The 17,478-nt window shown below is 64.3% G+C and carries 19 protein-coding genes and 1 rRNA gene; 7 read left to right on the top strand and 13 right to left on the bottom strand.

From position 1 onward, the window contains the following. Positions 1 to 89: 89 nt before the first annotated feature. Entirely contained in the window at positions 90 to 305 is a 216-nt protein-coding gene (locus tag IFU00_21245) for a hypothetical protein (protein ID MBD8544807.1), read from the top strand. Here the strand turns inward: IFU00_21245 and IFU00_21240 are convergent. Further along, positions 295 to 861 carry an Hpt domain-containing protein gene (locus IFU00_21240; protein MBD8544806.1) on the bottom strand — a complete coding sequence of 189 codons (567 nt, stop codon included), beginning with the start codon at positions 859 to 861 and terminating at the stop codon, positions 295 to 297. The genes IFU00_21245 and IFU00_21240 overlap by 11 nt on opposite strands. A 62-nt stretch (positions 862 to 923) precedes the next feature. After that, entirely contained in the window at positions 924 to 1,892 is a 969-nt protein-coding gene (locus IFU00_21235; GenBank protein ID MBD8544805.1) for a CAP domain-containing protein, read from the bottom strand. Positions 1,893 to 2,032: 140 nt separating this feature from the next. Here IFU00_21235 and pssA point away from each other — a divergent pair, with 140 nt between their 5' ends. Continuing rightward, a complete protein-coding gene (gene pssA, locus IFU00_21230; protein ID MBD8544804.1) occupies positions 2,033 to 2,815 on the top strand; it encodes a CDP-diacylglycerol--serine O-phosphatidyltransferase in 783 nt (260 codons plus the stop codon). Between the two features lie 32 nt (positions 2,816 to 2,847). Here the strand turns inward: pssA and IFU00_21225 are convergent, their stop codons facing one another. The 11 genes from IFU00_21225 to IFU00_21175 form a co-directional block, all read right to left on the bottom strand. Continuing rightward, positions 2,848 to 3,159 (bottom strand): metal-sensing transcriptional repressor, encoded by a 312-nt coding sequence (locus IFU00_21225; protein ID MBD8544803.1) that lies wholly within the window; start codon positions 3,157 to 3,159, stop codon positions 2,848 to 2,850. Then, positions 3,159 to 4,085, bottom strand: coding sequence for an aldo/keto reductase (locus IFU00_21220; protein ID MBD8544802.1), 927 nt, complete (start codon positions 4,083 to 4,085; stop codon positions 3,159 to 3,161). The genes IFU00_21225 and IFU00_21220 overlap by 1 nt, the downstream gene beginning before the upstream one ends. A 129-nt stretch (positions 4,086 to 4,214) precedes the next feature. Then, entirely contained in the window at positions 4,215 to 5,360 is a 1,146-nt protein-coding gene (locus IFU00_21215) for a D-alanyl-D-alanine carboxypeptidase (GenBank protein MBD8544801.1), read from the bottom strand. A 102-nt stretch (positions 5,361 to 5,462) separates the two neighbouring features. Next, on the bottom strand, positions 5,463 to 6,092 hold the full coding sequence (locus tag IFU00_21210; GenBank protein ID MBD8544800.1) for an alpha/beta fold hydrolase: 630 nt from the start codon (positions 6,090 to 6,092) through the stop codon (positions 5,463 to 5,465). 2 nt (positions 6,093 to 6,094) lie between these two features. Continuing rightward, positions 6,095 to 6,418 carry an NAD(P)H-dependent oxidoreductase subunit E gene (locus tag IFU00_21205; protein ID MBD8544799.1) on the bottom strand — a complete coding sequence of 108 codons (324 nt, stop codon included), beginning with the start codon at positions 6,416 to 6,418 and terminating at the stop codon, positions 6,095 to 6,097. Positions 6,419 to 6,451: 33 nt separating this feature from the next. Next, entirely contained in the window at positions 6,452 to 7,594 is a 1,143-nt protein-coding gene (locus tag IFU00_21200) for a VanZ family protein (GenBank protein MBD8544798.1), read from the bottom strand. Continuing rightward, positions 7,591 to 8,226, bottom strand: coding sequence for a membrane integrity-associated transporter subunit PqiC (locus tag IFU00_21195; protein ID MBD8544797.1), 636 nt, complete (start codon positions 8,224 to 8,226; stop codon positions 7,591 to 7,593). The genes IFU00_21200 and IFU00_21195 overlap by 4 nt, the downstream gene beginning before the upstream one ends. Then, positions 8,223 to 9,170, bottom strand: coding sequence for an MCE family protein (locus IFU00_21190; GenBank protein MBD8544796.1), 948 nt, complete (start codon positions 9,168 to 9,170; stop codon positions 8,223 to 8,225). Before IFU00_21190 ends, IFU00_21195 begins: the two co-directional genes overlap by 4 nt. Before the next feature lies 1 nt (position 9,171). Further along, positions 9,172 to 10,029, bottom strand: a complete 858-nt coding sequence (locus IFU00_21185) for an ATP-binding cassette domain-containing protein (protein MBD8544795.1) — start codon at positions 10,027 to 10,029, stop codon at positions 9,172 to 9,174. Beyond that, positions 10,029 to 11,162, bottom strand: a complete 1,134-nt coding sequence (locus IFU00_21180; GenBank protein ID MBD8544794.1) for an ABC transporter permease — start codon at positions 11,160 to 11,162, stop codon at positions 10,029 to 10,031. Before IFU00_21180 ends, IFU00_21185 begins: the two co-directional genes overlap by 1 nt. A gap of 52 nt (positions 11,163 to 11,214) precedes the next feature. Further along, positions 11,215 to 12,717, bottom strand: a complete 1,503-nt coding sequence (locus IFU00_21175) for a DUF4080 domain-containing protein (protein MBD8544793.1) — start codon at positions 12,715 to 12,717, stop codon at positions 11,215 to 11,217. Between the two features lie 139 nt (positions 12,718 to 12,856). On the opposite strand from IFU00_21175, the gene IFU00_21170 reads away from it, so the two are divergent. From IFU00_21170 to IFU00_21150, 5 genes are all read left to right on the top strand, one after another. Next, positions 12,857 to 13,171, top strand: coding sequence for a YbjQ family protein (locus IFU00_21170; GenBank protein ID MBD8544792.1), 315 nt, complete (start codon positions 12,857 to 12,859; stop codon positions 13,169 to 13,171). Then, complete coding sequence (locus IFU00_21165) at positions 13,171 to 13,635, top strand: heavy metal-binding domain-containing protein (GenBank protein MBD8544791.1); 465 nt, start codon at positions 13,171 to 13,173, stop codon at positions 13,633 to 13,635. Before IFU00_21170 ends, IFU00_21165 begins: the two co-directional genes overlap by 1 nt. After that, a complete protein-coding gene (locus IFU00_21160; protein MBD8544790.1) occupies positions 13,632 to 14,444 on the top strand; it encodes a M48 family metallopeptidase in 813 nt (270 codons plus the stop codon). The genes IFU00_21165 and IFU00_21160 overlap by 4 nt, the downstream gene beginning before the upstream one ends. Positions 14,445 to 14,551: 107 nt before the next feature. Then, positions 14,552 to 14,664, top strand: a 5S ribosomal RNA gene (rrf, locus tag IFU00_21155). 230 nt (positions 14,665 to 14,894) lie between these two features. Then, positions 14,895 to 17,264 (top strand): penicillin acylase family protein, encoded by a 2,370-nt coding sequence (locus IFU00_21150; protein ID MBD8544789.1) that lies wholly within the window; start codon positions 14,895 to 14,897, stop codon positions 17,262 to 17,264. The last annotated feature ends 214 nt before the right edge of the window (positions 17,265 to 17,478 follow it).

The raw sequence follows: 17,478 nt of genomic DNA, 5'->3' as shown, positions 1-17,478 counted from the left end.
TGGGCTCCCGCTTGCGCTTTCTCATGGGCATGGAGTTCCACTGAAGTAATCTTTCTCTGACTTCAGGTTGCCGTATCAGGGGGTGGATCTTGGAAACGACTTATGAAAGTTTTCCGACCGGTAGCAGGCCGCTTCAGGCGCCGCCCGTCTCGGTTGCCGCTGCCGTGAGCGCCGCGCCTACCCGCGCCAACCTGCCCGCCAAGGGCTCGTGCTGGTATTGCGAAAAGCCGCTCGACAGCGTGCGGCGGTTCTGTGGCAAGCCCTGCGCCGACGCCTTCGACGAAGAAGCCGAATTTACGCGTTGAGGTCTGGCGGCGCTGCGGCGCCTGCCTGCGCCAGCAGCAGCAACGCATGCTCGAAATCGAAACGCTCGATGGACTTCTCCAGCGCCGCCATGCGGTCGGCGCCCAGCGTGACCAGCAGGCGTGGCCGCAGCAGCGCCACCAGCTCGGGCGCGCGGCCATCGCCGATGTCGAGCATCGCGCGCAGCCGCGTCAGGTCGCGCGCATCGACCGATAGCGCGGGCGATGCCGTTGACGACACCACCGGCAAAGCCGCAGCATCCGGCGCCACCAGCAGCGCATCCACTTCCATCAGCACCCGTGTCAGCGCAACGTCCAGCGCGTCGATCAGCGCAGCCGGCGCCGCGCCGTCCTTCTTGAGCGCCAGTTCGACGTCGAGCGCCAGGTAGCGCAGCGGGAGTGCCTCCATCATGCCGGCCGCGCCCTTGAGCGTGTGGGCGATGCGCTGCGCCAGCACGGCGTCGCCGGCATCGATGGCCGCTTGCAGGCGTGCGATCAGGTCGCGGTAGTCGCCGGCAAAGCGCGCCAGCAGGCGCAGGAACATCGCACGGTCGCCCATGACCCGGTCCAGGGCGGTTTCCAGGTTGATGACAGCTGCGGCATCGCCGCTCGGGGCGCCCGTCACCGTGTAGTGAACGACCAGGTGCGCGTGACGGCCGCACCATTGACCGTGCCAGCGAAGCTGACGTCGTAGATGGTGGCCTCGCGCAGCGGCTGCAGCGGGATGATGGCGGCAGCAGGCTTGTTGTCGGACAGCGGCGCGATGCGCAGCACGGTCAGGTCGCTGCCGCCGCGCGGGCGTACGCTAAAGCTGGTGACCGTGACGTTGGTATCGAGGTTGGTGTGCACGCTGATCGGATAGCCCACTTCGTTGGCGTCGGGGACTGGGTCGGGCTGCTCGGTATTGCTGAAGAAGTTCGGCACGACCTGGGTCTGTCCATTGAACGGCCAGGTAACGAGCGTGCCGCGTGCGATGCCGGGGCCGTAGCCGTCGCGGCTGGCGAAATCGGCCGTGAAGTAGCGGTAGCCGCTGCTGGCGATGGCTGCGCCGGTGCCGATTTCGCGGAACATCGGCTCGAAGATCACGAAGCGGTGGTAGATCGCGGTGATCAGTTCTTCGGCCATGTAGAAGCCGGAGCCGTTGCGGCTGCCCGCGATGACTTCGCCGTAGGCATAGCCACGATCGGCGCGCAACGTGTAGCCGGCCGCGTTCAGGCGCGCGCCCAGGTCGGCGCCGGTAAAGCCCTGGCGCCCGGCGACCTGGTCGTGGCTCATGAGGTTATTGACGCGCAGGTACTCGGAATGCCCGAGCGCGGCGTTGTTGATCTGCGCGTTCTCGGGTACCTGTGGCACCTTGATCTGGCTGCGCCGGTAGTTGATCCAGTTGCGCCCGTCGACGGCGATATTGCCGGTTTGCGTGGGCGCTGTGGCACCGGTGGGGTCGGGGGCCACGGACGAATCGGGATTGACGGCGGTGCCGCCAGTGACCTGGCCGGACAGGCTGTCGCTATCGCTGCTGCCGCAGCCAGCCAAGCCCAGGGCGGCGGCCAGGGCTGGGACCATCAGCTGCCAACGGAGCGCATAGCTCATTTTACAACTCCTGTCAATACGGGCTCAATTCGATATTCTAGGGCAAATTTTGACGTCATGGCGGGTGGTGACGTCAACGCGCAACCACCTTGTTTTGCAGGCTGTAGAATAAGCCATCATTTATCTTGTCGAGTCGTCCATTGAAGCCTATTAACCAACAACGCCTCGCACGCGCCAAGTTCGCCCTGCCGAGTTCCGTCACGTTGCTGTCGATTGCCTGCGGCTTCGCCAGTATCGTGATCTCGGTCGACAATGCGCGCGTGGGCGACCCGGGCGACTTCCGCCTGGCCGCCATCCTGCTGGTGCTGGCCGGCGTGTTCGATGCGCTCGATGGCTTCGTGGCACGCGCTACCAATACCCAGTCCAGCTTCGGCATGCAGCTCGACTCGATCGCCGACGTGATGAACTTTGGCTGTGCCCCGGGCCTGCTGCTGTACTGCTACGGCTTCACGCAACTGACCGATGTGCATCCGACGCTGGTGCGCATGGGCGGCCTGGCCTGCTTCGTGTTCGTCACCTGCGGCGCGCTGCGCCTGGCGCGCTTCAATATCAGCCAGGGCCGCACTGACCCGCGCTACTTCGTCGGCATGCCGATCACCGCCGGCGCGGCCTGCGTGTCGGCCGTGGTCGTGGCCTGGCCCGACCCGGTCACCCAGATGGCCCAGGCATTCATGGTGGCTGGCCTGATGGTGGTGGTTGGCGCGCTGATGGTCTCGACCATCCGCTTCCCCAGCTCCAAGCACCCGAGCGGCAAGCTGATGATCATCATCGTCGCCGTCTGCGCGGCCTTGCTGGCCGTGCTGCAGACGCGCTTCTTCGTGCTGTTCTTCCTGGTATACATCAGCCTGACCTTGCTGCTCAATATCGGCTGGAAGATGGGCTGGCGCGGGGTGGCGCAGCCGAAAGTCTACGACGAAGAATGAACCGGCGGCCCTGACAAGGGCCGTTTTTTCGTTCAGGCGAACTTGTCGAGCATCGCCGCCAGGTGTGCGGCCCGTTCGCGGGCCTCGGGCAGGTCGGCCGCGCCGCTGGTCTGGGTCACGATCGATGCGGTCAGCAACTGCACGAACGAGCGGTCGAGCGCCTTGCGCGCTGCCGCCATCTGCTGCGCCACTGCGTCGCAGTCCAGTGGCGTGTCGGCCAGCGCGATCAGTTTCTGCACGCCGCGCAGTTGGCCCTCGATCCGCGCCAGCCGGTTCAGCAGATCCTTCTTTTGCGGCGCCGTCAGCGCCTTGCCTTCGACGATCTTGACGTGGGCCTCGAGCATCAGGCGACCTCGTGGCCGCGCGCGGCGCGCAGGATCTGGAACCAGTCCTCGCGCGTAAGTTCAATCGTGGTGCCGGCCACCGCGTCGGCAATCGCCGCGATGCGGCCGGTGCCGGTCAGAGGAATCGGGCGGCTTGGCAGGCGCATGATCCACGCGAACACCACGCTGGCAAACGGCTGGTTCAAACGCTCGGCAATATGCTGGATCGTCTGGCGCAGCACGGCGGCGCGCTCGTTGGCCGGGTCGAACAGGCGCCCGCCACCGAGCGGCGACCAGACCATCGGCGCGATGCCCAGGTCTTGCAGGCCGTCGAAGGTTTCGTCGAACAGTGGCGTGGTCACGAGCGGCGAGAACTCGACCTGGTTGGTGCTCAGCGCCACGCGGCGATTGAGCGACTCGAACTGGTGGCGCGTGAAATTCGACACGCCCACGTGCCGCACCTTGCCGGCTGCCTGCAACCGCGTAAACGCTTCGGCAATCTCGTCGAAGTTCATCAGCGGGTCGGGCCGATGGATCAGCAGCAGGTCGAGGTGATCGGTGTGCAGGCGGCGCAGCGATTCTTCGGCCGATGCGATGATGTGCGCCGCATCGGTGTCGTAGTGCTGGATCGTGTGCCCGGGATGTTTGGCCGACATGAGCCGGATGCCGCACTTGCTCACCAGTTCGATGCGGGCGCGCAGCGACGGCTGGGCGCGCAGCGCCTCGCCGAACAGCATCTCGACACCGTAGTCGCCATAGATATCGGCATGGTCGAACGAGGTCACGCCCAGCGCGATGCATTGTTCGATGAACTCGACGCGCGCCGCGACCGGCATCGCCCAGTCGGTCATGCGCCACATGCCGGCGACGATGCGCGAGAGCGTCGGGCCGCCTTCGCGCGTGAGGGTGCGGGGGCAGCGCAGATCGGCAGGCAGGGCAGGCGACATCGTGTTTCTTTCGTCATGACAGGATTACACGATTATAGCCCTGCCACCGCCAACCCCTTGCCTGGCTCCCATGAAAAAAGCCCGCCGGCGCAGATGCGCGGGCGGGCTTTTCAGACATTGATGACAGGATTACTGCATCCAGAGACGCATCGAATCCCAGGCGCGGCCAAAGATGCTCGCTTCCTGGACTTCTTCCAGCGCGACCACCGGCAGCACCAGCAGCGGCTTGCCGTCGACCGTCATCTTGAGCGTGCCGACCGCGCCATTGCGCGCCAGCGGCGCGACCAGCGGATCGCGGCGCTCCAGCACCGGCTTGAGTTTACCTGCGACGCCCTTCGGCACGGTCACCAGAATATCGCGCGTGAAGCCGATCTTCACGGTCGGCTGCGAACCCTTCCAGATCTGCGGGGTCTGGATCGCCTGGCCTTTCGAGTACAGCTTGACGGTGTCGAAGTTCTGGAAGCCCCAGTTCAGCAGCTTCTGGCTTTCTTGCGTGCGCACTTCGGTTGAGCTGGTGCCCAGCACGACGGCGACCAGGCGACGTTCGCCCGTGCTGCCGTTCGGCCGGCGCGCCGACGAGATCATGCTGTAGCCCGACGAATCGGTGTGGCCGGTCTTCATGCCGTCGACGGTCGGATCGAGCCACAGCAGGCGGTTGCGGTTCTGCTGCGTGATCTTGTTGTACGTGAACTGCTTGATCGAGTCGATCTTGTAGAACTCGGGGAAGTCGCGAATCACGTGCGAGGCCAGGTTGGCCAGGTCGGCGGCGGTCGAATAGTTGTTCGCGTCCGGCAGGCCGTGCGGATTGGCAAACCGTGTGCTTTTCAGGCCCAGGCGCTGCGCTTCGCGGTTCATCAGCGTGACGAAGGTGGCTTCGTCGCCGGCGACGGCTTCCGCGATCGCGACGGCGGCGTCATTGCCCGACTGAATCATCAGGCCATGCAGCAGGTCGCTGATCGAGACTGGCACGCGCGGGTCGATGAACATTTTCGAGCTGCTGCTGTCGACTTTCCAGGCACGCTCGGACACATTGACCATCTGGTTCATCGACAGGCGCTTGTCGCGGATTGCCGAAAACGCGACATACGCGGTCATGATCTTGGCCAGCGATGCCGGTTCGATGCGCATGTTCTGGTCTTGCGACGCGATGACCTGGCCGCTCGTGGTGTCGAGCAGCAACCACGACTTGGCTGCGATGGATGGAGCCGGCACGGTTTGCGCACTGGCCGAGATCATTACCAGGCTGGCGGCAAAGGCCGCTAACAGTTTTTTCATGGAAACGTTCGTCATTGTAAAGGTGGAGCGGTGGTAGAGCGCAAGGCAATGCCCGGGGGCACTGCCTCAAGAGAAGGGAATGATTATAGGGGACTGTGACCGTTAAATGTCACGGCGCCACAGTTGAACGACCAGATTTTTAATATGGCCGAGCCTGCGATGGAAGAAGTGATCGGCCCCCGGAATGATGATTACCGGGACATCGAGCGGGCGCGCCCAGTCGAATACCTGCTGCATCGTGATCGTGTCGTCCTGCTCGCCGTGGATCAGGATCGTGTGTTGCGGCACAGGCGGCATCGGCCATTTGCCGGCCGCGGTGCCCACCAGCACCAGGCGCTCGGGCGCGCGACCTTCGGCTTCCAGGCGCAGCGCGAACTGCGCCTGCACGAAGGTGCCGAACGAAAAGCCGGCCAGCGTGACCGGCAGGTCGGGGTAGCGCGCACGCATGTGCTCGTACATGATGGCCATGTCGTCCACTTCGCCCTTGCCGTCGTCGTACACGCCTTCGGATTCACCGACACCGCGGAAATTGAAGCGCGCCACGGCGTAGCCCAGCGTGACGAAGGTGCGCGCCAGCGTCTGCGCGACCTTGTTTTCCATGGTGCCGCCGTACAGCGGGTGCGGGTGCGCGACCAGCGCGATGCCGCGCGGAGCGGCATCGGGCAGGTCAAGCAGGCATTGCATCTTGCCGGCGTCGCCGTCCAGATAGAATTTTTGCGAGTGGATGTTCATGGTCAGATCTTGAGACGGTCGACGACCTTGCCGCCGACCAGGTGGGTATCGATGATGTCGTCGATGTCTTCGTTATCGACATAGGTGTACCAGACGCCTTCCGGGTACACCACGAGCACGGGGCCTTCTTCGCAGCGGTCGAGGCAACCGGCCTGGTTGATGCGGACCTTGCCTTCGCCGCTCAGGCCCAGTTCCTTGATGCGCTTCTTGGCGTGTTTCTGGGCTTTTTCAGAGCCGCACTTGCCGCAGCTCTGGCGCGCATCCTTGCCTTCGCGCTCGTTCATGCAGAAAAAGACGTGGTGCTGGTAAAACGGTTGGTCGGTCATGGCGTTCTCGTCGAAAAAGGCAGAAGTATTATCTTACTGGCGATTGAGTTTATGTGACGGCAGCACCAGGAACCAGAGCGCGAAGAAGGGCCAGCTCAGTGACAGGAACCACGCCGCGCCATTGAAGTTCAGGAATTTGCCCTGCACCCAGCCTTGCAGCGTCGACGAGAAATACGGGTTCACCGGAATCGTGTTGACGACCACCAGCGCCAGCACCAGTGTCACCACCGCCAGGCGCCGCTGCGCCACCTGCGGCGCGAAGACCAGGCCCGAGAGCATGATCATGCCGATCAAAAAGCCCCCTTCGGCGCCCGGCGTGACCCAGACGAACGCGTTATCGGGCCGGAACAGCAGCGAACTGGCAAATGCCTTGAGCACCAGCGCCGCCGCCAGCAGGGCAATCATCAGCCAGAAGCGCGGGGCGCCGCGCCGCACGAGGCACATCAGCGTGAGCGCCGCGCCGGTCATGCCGCAGGCGGTGATGATGGTCTCGGACAGCCAGTACTGCTCGACACTCATCGTCACGCCGGGGCGCAGCATGGCCACCAGGTCAATGTCGGTATCGAACCACGAAGACAGCCAGCCGGAGACGATCGGCAGCACCTGGCCATGGCCGAACAGGTAGCTTTGCGGGTAGATCTGCGCCAGCGGCCACATGGCCACCAGCACCAGCCCCTGGCTCGCATGGGGCGCGAACCAGCGCTGGCGCAGCTTGAACAGGCGGCTGCGATCGAGCAGGCCAGGTGCCCACAAGGCGCCCAGCACGGCGCCGAGCAGCGCGCCGCCCGCATTGGTGACGAAGTCGAGGTTCGACGGCACGCGGCTGGGCAGGAAGTTCTGCACCGTTTCCATGACGCCCGTGGTGAAGATGCCGATCAGGGCGGCCAGCAGCACCGCCCAGATGCCGCGCACGCGGGGATAGAACGACAGCACCAGCAGCATCCCGAACGGGATGTAGCCGGCGATATTGACGCCGACGTCGAAGCCCGTGAAGTAGCGCTGCTTGACCAGGTTCAGGAACGCCAGCGGCGCCACGCCCGTATCGCGCCAGCCGGTGAACGGAAACCAGCTGGCGTAGATGATCAGCAGCAGATACGCCATCAGCGCGGCGCGCACGATCGGCGAGCCGCGCGAGCGGCCGGCCGCGACTTCGGCGGAGATGGCCCCGTCGCTCATTTGCCCTGCAGGTCGAGGGTCGACAGCCAGTTCTTGAGATCGAGCGCGATCCGGTCGGTGCCGGCGGCCAGCGCGGCTACGCCGCCGGCGGCGTCCTGGCTCGGGGCAGGGGCATTGTGCGCGAAGCTTTTCTGGGCCACCAGGCGATGGTCGGCCAGGACCGACGCGCGCAGCAGGATCTGCCCTTCGCTTGCGCTGGTGCTGGAAAACGCGTGCACGAAGTCGTCGACTTCGATGCGCAGGATCGGCACGCGGTTGGCCGCGTCGGTGGCCGACAGCACCGTGACACCAGCCTGCGCCAGGCGCACCTTCAGGCGCCGCGTGACCAGGTCGAGCGGCGTGCCGCTCCAGCGGCTGCCGGCGTAGGTACGGGCCTGCAATGGGTCGGCGTAATTCAGCCGGTACACCATGCGCTCATTGTCGAGGACGGCGCCGCCGGTGGCGTCCATCACCACGATCGGGGGCAGCGACGCCGGTTGCACGGGCGTGGACACCTGGGCCGACGGCGCGCCGAAGTCATAGATGGTATTGGGCGCGCCCTTGTTGCTGGCGCAGCCGGCCAGCAGCGCGGCGCCAGCAACGGTAACTGCAATGGCGAGGCGGTAGGGGCGGAGATTCACGGTGGTCCTCATTTGGTCGGGGGCGCGAAGCCTGGCTCGCCCGGCCCGGGCGCGTCGCCCGGTGTGCCGAACAGGATGCTTTGCGGGCGGTCGGAGAACGAGTTCGCGGTACGGCGCACGGCGCGCAGCGAGGCGCGTGCTTCGTCGGTCATCTGCACCACGTGCGGCAGCGTTTCCAGTTCCAGCTCGCTGGTGGCTGCGCCGAGCGCGCCGATGGTGCTGTTCAGGCGTTCGATCGGGCCGTCCGGCGCTTGCAGGCGCGTGGCCAGGTTGTCGTAGTTGCGCGTCATCGAGGTGGCGCTGGTGGCCAGTGTGTCGATCGAGTCCATGCTGCGGTCGACCTTGGTGATCAGTGACGGCAAGCGGTCGAGCACCGGGTCGAGCCGCTGCGGAATCGCTGCGTAAGCGTCGGCGGCGCGGTCCACGCTCTCGAACGCACCGAGCATCGTGGCGCGGTTTTCCGGGCTGAGCAGCTCGTCGAGGCTGGTCGTGATCTGCTCGGCCTTGACGAGGATGGCCAGGCCGCGGTCCTCGAGCTGGTCGAGCAGGCCCGGACGCAGCGGGATGCGGGCGATCGCGTCCGAGCCTGTCTTCAGGCGCGGCGACCCGGTGCGCTCGTCGTTGAGCTGGATGAACGCGATGCCCGTCACGCCCTGGTAGCCCAGCGAGGCGTAGGTGGTGCTGGTGATGGGCGAGGCCTCATCGACCGACAGGCGAATCAGGATCTGGCCGGTGACGCGCGGATCGAAGATGATCGTGTCGACGCGGCCGATTTCCAGGCCGCGATAGCGCACCGTCGCTTGCGGGTTCAGGCCGGGAATCGACTGGGTGGTGACGATCTCGTACGGCACCAGCTCGGTCTTGTCGCGGTTGAACCAGAGGCCGATCAGCACCGTCGCCACCAAGAGGGCGATCGTGAAGATGCCGGTCATCAGCGCATGTGACCTGTTTTCCATACTAGTGTGTCTCCGATTCGTTCTGGGCCCGGCGCTCGTCGAGCACTTCCAGTGCCCGCTGGCCGCGCGGGCCCAGGAAAAAGTGTTTGATGAACGGGTGCTCGACCTTGAGCACGTCGCACGACGGTCCCACCGCCAGCACGTGTTTTTCGGCCAGCACCGCGATGCGCGAGGACAGCGCGAACAGCGTGTCCAGGTCGTGCGTGACCATCACCACCGTGAGTTTCAGTTCGCGGTGCAGCGTCTGGATCAGCGTGACGAAGGCGTCCGACAGGTCGGGGTCCAGGCCTGCGGTCGGTTCGTCGAGAAACAGCAGCTGCGGTTCGAGCGCCAGTGCCCGTGCCAGCGCTGCGCGCTTGACCATGCCGCCGGACAGGTCGGCCGGCATCTTGGCCGCGTGCTCCGGCCCCAGGCCCACCATGTCCATCTTGAGCAGCACCGCGTCGCGGATCACGTCTTCGGGCAGCGCATGCAGCTCGCGCATCGGCAGGGCGATATTGTCGAACACGTTCAGCGCCGAATACAGCGCGCCCTGCTGGAACAGCATACCCCAATGGTTGCGCATGCGTTGCAGCTGCTCGGGCTTGGCCGCGCTGATGTCTTCGCCGAATACGTGCACGCTGCCCTGTGACGGGCGCTCCAGGCCCAGCATCTGGCGCAGCAGCACGGTCTTGCCGGTGCCCGAGCCGCCGACGATCGAAAGGATCTCGCCATCGTAGATCTCGAGGTTCAGGTCCTGGTGCACGACGGTGCGGCCGAAGCGGGTCCACAGGTTGCGGATCTCGACGACGGGTTTGCCGACGTCTTCGTCGGGCCGCAGGTTCAGGCGCTGGGGAGATTGCGATTGGGTGTCGGCCATCAGAATCCCGTGCTGCTGAAGATGATTGCGTAGACCGCGTCGGCCAGGATCACCACCGTGATCGCGGTGACGACCGAGGTCGTGGTGCCGCGGCCCAGGCTTTCGGTATTGGCCTTGATGCGCAGGCCAAAGTGGCACGCGATCAGCGCGATCAGCACGCCGAAGGTCGCGCCCTTGAGCAAGCCAATGGTGTAGTTCACGAACGGCACCGCATCGGGCAGCTTTTGCAGGAAGTAGCGGAAGGACATGCCCATTTCGATTTTTGCCGACACCATGCCGCCCAGCAGGGCCATCGCATCGGTCCAGACCACCAGCAGCGGCATCGAGATCGCCAGCGCGATCACCTTCGGCAGGATCAGGCGGTAGCCGTGCGAGACGCCCATCACCAGCATCGCATCGAGTTCCTCGGTCACGCGCATGACGCCCAGTTGCGCCGTGATCGACGAGCCGGAGCGGCCGGCGACCAGGATTGCGGCCAGCAGCGGGCCCAGTTCGCGGATCACCGCCATGCCGAGAATGTTGACCAGATAGGCGTCGCCGCCGAACATGCGCAGCTGCTGTGATGACAGGTACGACAGCACGATCCCGATCAGGAAGCCCACGATCGCCGTGATGCCCAGCGCCTGGAAACCCGAGTGGTAGATATTGGCCGAGATTTCGCGCCACGGGCCGGTAGCGGGGCGGCGCACGAAGCGCCACAGGTCCTGGATCACGATGCCGATCAGGCCAATGAAGCTGCGCAGGTGCGCAAAGAAATCAAGCATGCCGGCGCCAAGCCTGATCAGCCAGTCGAAGGGACTGACGCGCTGGCGCGGCAGCGTGATCTTGCTGGCTGCTTCGATGCGCTTGAACAGGTCTTCCTGGCGCGGGTCGAGCGTGAGGCGTGGCGGGCGCTGTTTGTTCCAGGTATTCCAGAACATCTGGGCGCCGATGTGATCGAGGCTGTCGACGCCGGACAGGTCCCAGGTGCAGGCTGATTTGTCCTTGAGGCTCGCGAGCTGGCGCGTGATGCCCTTCAATACACCGTGCTGCGACAGGCCGTGGACTTGCCAGACCCCGCTGGCGACGACAGATTGGCCCGCCCCCTGGCCGGCCTGTTGAATGGTTAATGTTGGCGCATTTTCAATCTGCATTGCGGCAGTGTAAAAGAGAATCGCGCCCGCTGCCACATTGTTGGTTTCGCGATCAGGCCGCGAGGTGGCGCGCCTGTCGCGACGGGGCCACCGCGCGTGCTGCATCCGCCACTGGTTGCGGCGTGCGCGCCGGCGCGTCGACCTTGCCGGCGTAGTCGCTGGCGAGCAGGCTGGCCGCGTCATGCGCCGCCATGCCGCGCAGCTGTAAGTACTCGGCCACCAGCTTGGCCAGGCGATCGAGCGCGATGCGGTGCGTCGCATCGGTGCGCGTGTAGATCCAGTCCGAGAACGCCATGAAGTTGTCGAACGGCGCCTCGCCCAGCAGCACCGGCGTGGTGTTGGCGAAGCGCCCGGAGTTGGCCACCAGATCCCAGTAGCGCGCAAAGCGCACCAGTCGCTGCATGGTCGCAAAGTCGATCTTGTCCGTCGCCAGCACGGTGTACGGCGGGTACGGGTCGTAGACCATGCCGAAGGCTTCGGTGTGGCGGATGATCGGCGTACCGCGCAGGCGCTTGAGGATGCCAAACTGGATTTCCTCGGCGCCCAGGCCCACCAGCTGGTCGAAGCCGCGCGCGAAGCTGGCCACGTCTTCGCCGGGCAGGCCGGCAATCAGGTCGACGTGCAGGTGGGCGGTGGCATGCTGCGTGAGCCAACGAATGTTCTCGGCCGCCTTCTCGTTGTTCTGGCGGCGGCTCACGAGCGCCTGCACCTCGGGGTTGAAGCTCTGGATGCCGATCTCGAACTGCAGCGCGCCGGCCGGGAACTTGGCGATGGTGTCCTTCAGTGCATCGGGCAGGTGGTCGGGGACCAGCTCGAAGTGGGCGTAGATCGGGTCGTCCGGATACTGCGCGATTTTATCGAGGAAGAAATCCATGATGCGCAGGCTCGTCTTGACGTTCAGGTTGAACGTCCGGTCGACGAATTTGAAAAGGCGCGCGCCGCGTACGTACATCGCTTCCATCTCGGCCAGGAACGCGTCGAGCGGGAATGGCCAGGCTGTCTTGTCGAGCGACGACAGGCAGAACTCGCACTTGAACGGGCAGCCGCGCGAGGCTTCCACGTACAGGGTGCGGTTGGCGATGTCGTCGTCGTTGTACAGCGCATAGGGCAGGACGATCGCGTCCATTGGCGGCTGCACGCCGGCGTGGATCTTCATCAAAGGCTTCGGGCCGTTGAGGATCTCGCCGCACAGCTTGGGGAACGTGACGTCGCCCCAACCGGTAATGACATAGTCGGCCAACCCGACGATTTCCTGCTCGCCGGTCTCGTGCGAGACTTCCGGGCCGCCCAGGATGATCTTGACGGCAGGCGCAACGCGCTTGAGCATTGCCACCAGGCGCGTGGTTTCTTCGACGTTCCAGATATACACGCCAAAGCCGACGATGCGCGGCGCATGCGCCAGGATGCGCTCGACGAGATCGGCGGTCTTGGCGCCGGTGACGAATTCCTGGATGCGGGTCTGGTCCTGCAGTGGCCCCATATTGGCCAGCAGGTACCGCAGTCCGAGCGAGGCGTGCGTGTAGCGGGCGTTCAGGGTGGTAAGCAGGATCGACATGGTGGCGGCAGGCTGAGGGTGTTTGAAGGCGGTATTTTACTGTGATGCTGCAGTCAATCGCGTGACTATGCATTCGGCATTGCTTCTAATAAAGATTGGCGCCTACAATCGGCGACCCCTTATTCAGAAAGTGCCTTCCATGTTCATGACCAATATCGAAACCGTTCCGGGCAAGATCATCACGGCGTGCCACGGCGTTGTCTCCGGCAGCTCGGTGCGCTCCAAGCACGTGGGCCGCGACATCATGGCGGGACTGAAGAACATGGTTGGCGGCGAGCTCAAGGGCTACACCGAGTTGCTGGAAGAATCGCGCGTGCAGGCCACCGAGCGCATGCAGGCGCAAGCCACGCAGATGGGAGCGAACGCCGTCGTCAATGTGCGCTTCTCGACCTCGTCGGTGGCAGCCGGCGCCGCCGAGATCTATGTCTACGGCACTGCAGTGACGGTGGGCTGATGGACTTAATTTTCCTGATTGTCTTCTGGTCGGTGCCGATCGGGTTGGGCTACGTCTTCGGACGCATGGCCGAAGCCAGGCATTACCGCTCCATCATCGCCAGGGAAAAAACGTGGCTGCACTTGCCGGCCACGTCGCTGAAAACCCTGCTTGGGTCTGGGCCGGTGGCGCGCACTGAACTGGTCACGGGTAGCGTGGTGGTGGCAGTCGACCACTTCAAGAAGGCGGCGTCGGCGCTGCGCTCGCTGGTGGGCGGGCCGGTGCAGTCGTATGAAACGCTGCTCGATCGCGCCAAGCGTGAAGCGGTGCTGCGGCTGAAGGAAAGCTGTCCGGGCGCCCATGAGATCGTCAACGTGCGCCTTGAAACGATGCCGCTGACGGGCAACCAGCGGCAGATCAATGGTGTCGAGGTCCTGGCCTACGGCACCGCCATCTATTACGCAGAACAGAGCGCCGCACCATGAAATACCAGGCTTCGCTGCCCGAGCACAACGACAACGTCACACCCGGCCATCCGCTCAAGGATTTCCTGTTGATTCTGGCCGGGCTGTCGGCGGCGGTGGTGGTGGGCTATCTGGTGCTGGGCTGGCTGGTCGATGTGGTGGTGGACCGGATGGGACCAGAGACCGAGGCACAGCTGACGCAGATGGTGGCATGGACACCGCCCGCGAGCGAGCCGGCGATGCGCACGCGCGAAGCCTGGGCCCAGGGCCTGGTTGATGGCATGCGCCAATGCGCCGGCGTCAGCGGGCCGGTCACGGTGCGGGTGAACCGCTCGGACACGCCCAATGCGATGGTCGCGCCGAGCGGCGTGGTGGTCGTGTTCTCGGCGCTGTTCGACAGTGTGCAGTCCGAAAACGGCATGGCGTTCGTGCTGGCCCATGAGCTGTCACACATGGCCAACCGCGATCACCTGCGCGCAGTCGGCCGGCGCGTGGTGCTGATTGCTGCTGCCACCGTGCTCACGGGTGACGGCAGCGGGACGGCAGGCGTGCTGGCCCCAGCGCAGCATCTGGGTGAGTCGGGGTATTCGCGGGGCCGCGAAGCCGCTGCGGATGCAAAGGCACTGGCTATCCTGCAATGTCGCTACGGGCATGCTGGCGGCGCCACCGAATTGTTTGCCACCTTGCAGCGCGAGGAGGGGGCAACGCCGGCCGTGGTGCATTACCTGGCGTCGCATCCGTCGATGGCCGCGCGCATCGAGGCCGTGCAGGTGGCGATGCGCCAGGCCGGCTTGCAGGCTGGTGCGGTGCAGCCGTTGCCGCGTTTTTGATGGGGTGTGCGATAAAGCTGGCGGTATTGGAAATTGCTTGTTAGAATGCGAGCCGGAATTCAGGAAGCCTGTTGCCCAGTAGAGGAACAGTTTTCCAGCAAGTTATGCCTGATGACCATAGCAAATCGGTCCCACCCCTTCCCATCCCGAACAGGACCGTGAAACGATTTTGCGACGATGATAGTGCTGCAACCAGTGTGAAAGTAGTTTATCGTCAGGCTAGTTATATAGAGAAAGCCCACCAGGTGTCTGGTGGGCTTTTTTGCTTTGGCGTGCCGCTTTGTCGCGTTGATGCCGCGTCCATGCGAGAGAAATAGCACATCGGCACTATTTTAGGATTAAAGTATTGCATTAGTTTTACTTCGTCATGGTTCGATCGCGCGGCGCCTGCCGCAGAAAGCGTCTCTCATGCAACGTCGTCATCCTGCTGCGCCCCGTCGCCTCCTTGCAATGTCACTCGTGCTGGCGCTGGGCGCCTGTGGTCGGGATCATGATGACGACCCCGCCGTTCAGCCGCCGCCCCCAGCCACCGCCGCCCGCATCAACGTCGACGTCGCCCGCACCACGTATGGCGTGCCACATGTCCGGGCCGACGACTTCCGCAGCCTCGGCTATGGCCTGGCGTATGCCTATGCCCAGGACAATGTCTGTATGTTCGCCGATGCGGTGCTGACCGTGCGCGGTGAGCGCTCGCTGTTCTTTGGCGGCGACGCACGGCCACGCCAGCGTACCGGGGACGAGTATGGCGGCGGCAGCGGGTTCATGGACCTGAACAACGAGGACAGCGACTTCTTCTTCAAGGGTTACCTCGACATCGAGCAATTGCGCGCGGGGTATGCCAGCGGCACCCGTGAGCCACGCGACCTGCTTGAAGGCTATGTCGAAGGCTATAACCGGTACCTGAAGGATGCGGGAAGCAAGTTGCCGGCGGCCTGTGCCAACACGAAATGGGTGCGCCCGATTTCACTCGACGACATGATGCTGGTGGTGGCGGAAAAGGCGCTGCACGCATCGGGCCAGGCCTTTGCCCGCGACTTCGTTGCGGCTGGCCGGGTTCCCGGCGTACCTGTGACGCTGGCCAAACTGGCGCCGCGAAAGATCGACGCGTCGTCGCTGGTCGCGCAGCTCGATCTGCTCAACCGGCAAGGCTTCGGCAGCAATGCGCTGGCGGTGGGCAAGGACTTGTCCGCCAATGGGCGCGGGCTATTGCTTGGCAACCCGCACTATCCGTGGACCACGACCGACCGCTTCTATCAGGCCCATCTGACCGTGCCGGGGCGTTACGACGCGATGGGTGTGATCATCGGCGGCGTGCCAGCCGTCGTCATCGGCTTCAACCGTGACGTCGCCTGGAGTCACACGGTTACGTTCGCCAATCACTTCACCACGTTCCGGCTGGCGCTGGACCCCGGCGACGCCAGCGGCACCACCTATCTGTATGACGGGGCGCGGCGCACGATGACGTCGAAAACGGTGACGGTCGAGGCGCTGCTGCCCGATGGCCTGATCGGCCGGCGTACCAAAACCTTTTATTTCAGCCACCAGGGTGCCGTCATCAGCCGGCCGGCTGCGGGCCTGACGTGGACTGCTCAGGCTGCCTATGTGCTGGCAGACCCTAATCGCAGCAATACCCGGATGCTCGAGCAATGGCTGGGCATTGGCACCGCCACCAGTGTGCGCACGCTGAAGGATTCGCTCGACAACGTGGTGGGATTGCCATGGGTGAACACGGTGGCGGCCGACCGTGACGGCAATACGCTGTATGCGGACGCCAGTGTCGTGCCGCACATGAATGCGGACAAGTTCGTCAACGGTTGCCTGTTGCTGCAGGCGGCGCTGCTGTTCGACGGATCAAAGAGCAGCTGCGGCTGGGGGCAGGATGTGGGCGCGCCGGCCGGCATTTGCGCACCGGCCACGGCGCCGTGGATGATGCGCACCGATTACGTCGGCAATTCGAACGATAGTTACTGGCTGACCAATCCGAAGGCGCTGCTGACTGGCCCGGCGCCGCTGGGCTATTCGCCGCTGTACGGGCGCGTGAATGCCGAGCAAAGCCTGCGCACGCGGATCGGGTTCCGCCAGGTCGAGGATCTGCTGGCCCAGCGCAACAAGCTGAACCTCGCTGACATGCAGGCGCTGGCGTTCTCGAACCGCGTCTATGCGGCTGAGCTGGTGTTGCCCGAGTTGTTGACGGCCTGCAGCAGCGCGAGCAGCACGCTGATGCATCAAGCCTGCACGACGCTGCAAGCGTGGGACCGGCGCGCCGATCTCGATAGCCGGGGCGCGGTGCTGTTCCGCGAATTCTGGGCGCTGGCAACAGCGATCCCGAACAAATGGGCACGGCCGTTCGATCCGGCGGATCCGGTCAATACGCCGGCCGGCGTGGCGCCGGCGGCCATGCCCGCCATGCTGGTAGCGCTCAGGACGGCGGCGGACAAGCTGCAGTCGCTCGGCGTGCCACTTGATGGCCGTTTGGGTGACTATCAGGTCGAGCCACGCAATGGCGTGCGTATTCCACTGCATGGCGGCAATGGGAACCAGGAAGGTACGTATGGGTCACTGACGATGCGCAGTGTCTTGACGGCACAAGGCTATGTCGGCGCGCACTGGGGTCAGAGCTATTTGCAGACCGTGACGTTCGACGAGCAGGGGCCTGTGGCGCAGGCGATGCTGACGTATGGGCAGTCAGTCGATCCCACGTCGCCGTGGTATACCGACCAGACGCTGCTGTATTCGCGCAAGAGCTGGCCAAGCCTTCCCTTTACACAAGAGAAGATCAAAGCTGACCCGAACTACACCACCGTCACGCTGCGGGAGTAGCGAAGCAGTTTCGTGCAGACATGGCGCCAAATTTGTCACACAACTGAAAAATAAGCTGTTGACGAAGCTCAGCAGGTCGAGCATAATCTCATTCCTCTGCTGCAGCGAACAAAACGATTCGAAGCAAACGGCAGATGAAGCACCGAATAAAGTTCTTTAAAAATTAACAGTCGATAAGTGTGGGCGTTTGATGAAGGTGCCAAAGACTTCGGTC

Source organism: Oxalobacteraceae sp. CFBP 8761 (genome assembly GCA_014841595.1).
GTDB lineage: Bacteria > Pseudomonadota > Gammaproteobacteria > Burkholderiales > Burkholderiaceae_D > Telluria.
The sequence above is the reverse complement of the archived record's forward strand: the minus strand, read 5'-3'. Positions and strand labels throughout refer to the sequence as shown.